Source organism: Actinosynnema sp. NPDC023658 (assembly GCF_040639995.1).
In the GTDB taxonomy this organism is placed as follows: Bacteria; Actinomycetota; Actinomycetes; order Mycobacteriales; family Pseudonocardiaceae; genus Actinosynnema.
On record NZ_JBFAAX010000274.1, the window covers coordinates 3,356 to 7,806 of the forward strand.

Annotated in this window: 6 protein-coding genes; 4 read left to right on the plus strand and 2 right to left on the minus strand. The window is 72.4% G+C overall.

Going from position 1 to position 4,451, the window contains the following annotated elements; translation table 11 throughout:
• Positions 1-152: 152 nt before the first annotated feature.
• The 4 genes from AB0G02_RS23550 (at position 153) to AB0G02_RS23565 (ending at position 3,024) form a co-directional block, all read left to right on the plus strand.
• A complete protein-coding gene (locus tag AB0G02_RS23550; RefSeq protein WP_360797626.1) occupies positions 153-710 on the plus strand; it encodes an A24 family peptidase in 558 nt (185 codons plus the stop codon).
• Between the two features lie 74 nt (positions 711-784).
• Positions 785-1,984: a chorismate synthase gene (gene aroC / locus AB0G02_RS23555; RefSeq protein ID WP_360797627.1), complete on the plus strand. Its 1,200-nt coding sequence runs from the start codon at positions 785-787 to the stop codon at positions 1,982-1,984.
• The gene (locus AB0G02_RS23560) at positions 1,981-2,499 is read left to right on the plus strand and encodes a shikimate kinase (RefSeq protein ID WP_360797628.1); all 519 of its coding nucleotides are present in this window, start codon (positions 1,981-1,983) and stop codon (positions 2,497-2,499) included. Before aroC ends, AB0G02_RS23560 begins: the two co-directional genes overlap by 4 nt.
• A gap of 141 nt (positions 2,500-2,640) precedes the next feature.
• Positions 2,641-3,024, plus strand: coding sequence for a PEP-utilizing enzyme (locus AB0G02_RS23565; RefSeq protein WP_360797629.1), 384 nt, complete (start codon positions 2,641-2,643; stop codon positions 3,022-3,024).
• Positions 3,025-3,223: 199 nt separating this feature from the next.
• On the opposite strand, the gene AB0G02_RS23570 is transcribed toward AB0G02_RS23565, so the two are convergent.
• Together AB0G02_RS23570 and AB0G02_RS23575 are read right to left on the minus strand one after the other, a co-directional pair.
• Positions 3,224-3,691 (minus strand): nuclear transport factor 2 family protein, encoded by a 468-nt coding sequence (locus AB0G02_RS23570; RefSeq protein ID WP_360797630.1) that lies wholly within the window; start codon positions 3,689-3,691, stop codon positions 3,224-3,226.
• Positions 3,692-3,810: 119 nt separating this feature from the next.
• Complete coding sequence (locus AB0G02_RS23575; RefSeq protein WP_360797631.1) at positions 3,811-4,020, minus strand: hypothetical protein; 210 nt, start codon at positions 4,018-4,020, stop codon at positions 3,811-3,813.
• Between the last annotated feature and the right edge of the window lie 431 nt (positions 4,021-4,451).

The window sequence follows — 4,451 nt, forward strand, 5'->3', positions numbered from 1 at the left end:
ACGTGCCCGGGGCGCCCGGTCGGCCGGGGCCCTCCTGACGCGGAGCGCGCCCGCCGGACGGGCTACCCCCGCTCCGCAGGAGTCGGTTCAAACCAACAAACCAGCCGCACTCCTCGTTGCGCCAGGGGTGATCACGCGATCACGCTGGGTCCATGCTGATCCCGGGATTCCTGGCCGGCGCCCTGGGCGCCGCGTTGCTCCGCCGCCTGCCCCGTGGCGCGACGGTGAGTCCGCTGTGGTGCGCGGCGCCGACGGCGGTGTTGTGGTTCGTCGCCTGGGCCTTGGCGCCGCCGCGCTGGCTGCCCGTGCCGCTGCTGGTGGCGTGGCTGGGCGTGCTGCTGGTGGTCACGGACCTGCGGCACCGGCGCCTGCCCGACGCCCTGACGCTGCCCGCCTACCCGGCGGTCGGGGTCGCGCTGTGGCTGTGCGGCGCGGACCTGGCACGCGCGCTGGCGGGCTGCCTGCTCTTCGGCGGCTTCCACCTGGCGGTCCACCTGGTCAAGCCGTGGGCCCTGGGCGGCGGTGACGTGAAGCTGGCGGGTCCGCTGGGCGCGGTGCTGGCCTCGGTGTCCTGGTCGGCCCTGCCCGCGGGAGCCCTGCTGGCGAGCCTGATCACCCTCCTGCTGAGCACGCGGTGGCCTGCCGACGCCGTCCCGCACGCCCCGGGCCTGCTCACGGCGACGTGGCTGGCCGCGCTCTGGCCTCCCTGACCCCGTTCCCGCCCGCCCGCGGACCCGCGACGCCGGCGACGGCGCAGTTCACGGCCTGTGGAAGGATCCCGCACGTGCTGCGCTGGATCACCGCTGGGGAGTCCCATGGACCGGCCCTCGTCGCCGTGCTGGAAGGCATGGTCGCCGGGGTCGAGGTCACCACTGCCGACCTGACCGCTCAACTGGAGCGCCGCAGGCTCGGCTTCGGCCGCAGCCCCCGCATGGGGTTCGAGGCCGACGAGGTCGAGATCCTGGGCGGTGTCCGCCACGGGCTCACCCAGGGAGGCCCGATCGCGGTCCGGATCGGGAACACCGAGTGGCCGAAGTGGCAGAAGGTGATGTCCGCCGACCCGGTCGAACCGGGCGAGCTGAAGCCCACCGGTCGCAACGAGGCGCTGACCAGGCCCCGGCCCGGTCACGCCGACCTGCCCGGCATGCAGAAGTTCGGCTTCGACGAGGCCCGACCGGTGCTGGAGCGCGCCAGCGCCCGGGAGACCGCGGCCCGCACCGCGCTCGGCACGGTCGCCCGCCACTTCCTCAAGCAGGTGTTCGACGTGGACGTGATCAGCCACGTCGTCTCCATCGGCAAGGCCAAGACGCCCGCCGACGCGCCGGTGCCCGGCCCGGACGACCTGGCCGCCGTCGACGCGAGCCCGGTCCGGGCGTTCGACGCGCGCGGCACCGAGGCGATGGTGGCCGAGGTCGAGGCGGTCAAGGAGGCGGGTGACACGGTCGGCGGCGTGATCGAGGTGATCGCCTACGGCCTGCCGCCGGGCCTGGGCTCGCACGTGCACTGGGACCGGCGCCTCGACGCGCGGTTGGCCGGCGCGCTGATGGGCGTGCAGGCGATGAAGGGCGTGGAGATCGGGGACGGCTTCACGACCGCGGAGCGGTGGGGCAGCCAGGCGCACGACGAGATCGACCGGGGCCCCGGGCCCAAGGGCGTCACGCGGCGCTCGAACCGCGCGGGCGGCCTGGAGGGCGGCATCACCAACGGCGAGCCCTTGCGGGTCCGCGTCGCGATGAAGCCGATCTCGACCGTTCCCCGCGCCCTGTCCACTGTGGACGTGCGGACGGGCGAGCCGGCGGTGGCGATCCACCAGCGCTCGGACGTGTGCGCGGTGCCGCGCGCGGGCGTGGTGCTGGAGTCGGTGGTGGCGCTCGTGCTGGCCGAGACGGCGCTGGAGAAGTTCGGCGGCGACTCGATCGCGGAGACCAAGCGCAACGTCACGTCCTACGTGGAGTCGCTGGCGGCCCGCTGGGAGGGACTGTGAGCCCGAGGTTCGTCGTCCTGGGCCCGCCCGGCGCGGGCAAGACGACGGTCGGCCGGTTGCTCGCCGAACGCCTCGGCGTCGCCTTCCGCGACACGGATGACGACGTGGTGGCCACCGCGGGCAAGCCGATCTCCGACATCTTCACCGACGACGGCGAGCCGGCGTTCCGCGCGCTGGAGGAGCGGGCCGTCGCGGAGGCCTTGGCGTCCCACGACGGCGTGCTCGCGCTGGGCGGCGGCGCGGTGCTGGCCGAGGCCACCCGCGCGCGACTGGCCGGTCACACCGTGGTCTTCCTCAACGTCGGCATGGCGGAGGGCGTGAAGCGCACCGGCATGTCCAGCGCCCGCCCCCTGCTGGCCGGGGTGAACCCGCGCGCGACGTTCAAGGTGCTGCTGGACGCCCGCCTGCCGCTGTACCGGGAGGTGGCGACCGTCGAGGTGGTCACCGACGACCTGACGCCGGAGCAGGTCGTCGACCAGGTGCTCCGCCCGGTGGGACCGGCGCAAGGGGCCTGATCGGAGTGGACCTGACCGGGGCCCGCGTCCTCGCGCGCCGCGCCGCGGCACAGGGCCTGCACGGCGACGGTCCCGCCGCGGTGCTGCCGCTGGGCGTGGTGGACAGCCCGCCGAAGACGGGCGCGGCGGCGTTGGGCCCGGGTGCTCACGTCGGACGGCGAGGCCGTCGCCGGGTCGTACCGGCGCGACGACCTGCCGCCCGGTGCGCTGGTCGGCCTGCCGGTCTCGGCCGGGATCGTCGAAGGGCGGGCGCGGGTCGTGCTGGACCTGGCGACGGCCGACGTCGAACCGGGCGACATCCTGGTCACCGCGCACACCGACCCCAGCTGGTCGCCGCTCTTCGTCGCGACCGCGGGCCTGGTGACCGAGGTCGGCGGCCTGATGACGCACGGCGCGGTGGTGGCGCGGGAGTACGGCCTGCCGGCCGTCGTCGGGGTGGAGCGCGCCACGCACCTGATCCGGGACGGCCAGCGGATCCGGGTGAACGGCACCGACGGCTACGTCGAGCTCCTCTTCGAGGCCTGACGGCCCACCCCGACCGCCGAGACCGCGCGGGTGCGGCTCCCAGTATCGGAGCCGCACCGGCGGGGTCGTCAGTCGATGGCGTACGAGTCACCGCAGACCTTCCACATGAGCGAGGTCTTCAGGTCGGAGTCCCGGTTCTTCAGCAACACCCACTACACCGTGTCAATTTTCCTGGTGTCGGAGTTCGCCTCCGCCTGCTTCACGTTGCGGCGGTGTCCCAGGCGGGGAGTGGGCCGAGGTCGAAAGGTCTGGTCACGGTTCGCTTGGCGATTCTCCATCGGCCATCGTGACGGCGGTACTCGTCGAGGTAGGTGCCCCCTCCGTTGAGCCAGGTGTTGCGGTCGACCTGAACATGGACGATGACATCGCTGCGGCCGGTCGCGACTCCCTGCGCTGCGTCTGTCAGGTCGACGACGTGGTTGACCGTTCCGTGCTGCATGGCCGAAAACGCCTGCCACTGTCGCCGAACGGCGTTGCAGATAGCGTCGAGGCCGGTGAACACCAGGTCCGAGCTGGTTGCCCACACCCCGTCCGGCGTCCACACCTCACGCCAGAGCTCAAGGTCACGGTGGTCGGCCGCCACGCAGTAGTGCTGAGCCAGCCGGTGCAGGGCCAGTTCGGTCTCGATCCGCTCCAGCCGGGCGATGAAATCACCTACGTCGCTCATGACCACTACAGTGGCGGGTCTTCGCGTCCGGTGCGGGAACCCTGCCGACCGTCATTCCGGACTCGGCAACCGCCCCTGCAAACCAGGTCCAATCCCAGCAAGCCTTGTGCTTGCCGATATCACGGTCCTGCGACGTCAACCGGGCAACTCCCGATCGATGCTTCGCCGGATCCGAATGCTGGTCTGCCTGGAGACAGTCCTGCGCTGGCGGGAGTGCCCAGCACGTCGCGGATTGGCTTCTCCGGATCTTTGGTCCGCTTCGCGTTCAGCGACACCTTCCGGCCATCGGGCGCGGTCACCGTCACGGTCACATCCGAACGGCGCTGCACCCGCCGCTACGACCAGCTCCGTCGCCACACCCATCTCGTCCGGCGCGGCCTCGCCGTCCAGCGGTCTGGCGTCGGGCAGGGTCGTCGATCCTTCCACCGGTGCGAGAGGGCTACCGGGACTGACGACGTGGTGCAGAGCTTCTGATCGGTGAAGCCGGCGACACCTGCGAAGCGCGGTGGAAATCGATTGGTCGGTGGGCTCGACCCCTGTCAGGATCAGGACCTTGTGAGCAGCCGGCCGGTCGTTTCCGGGGTTCCGGTCGGGGCGGTAGCCGTGCCCGACATCGTCATGGCGCTCGCCGGTGACGCCACCATCACCCCCGTGTGGCGCAACGAACTCGGCGCTGCTCGACGAGGCGGGTGTCGGCATCACCCTGCTGCACCACGCCCTGCCCAACCCGCTGTCCACGCCGTTCTGGTACTCCCACGGC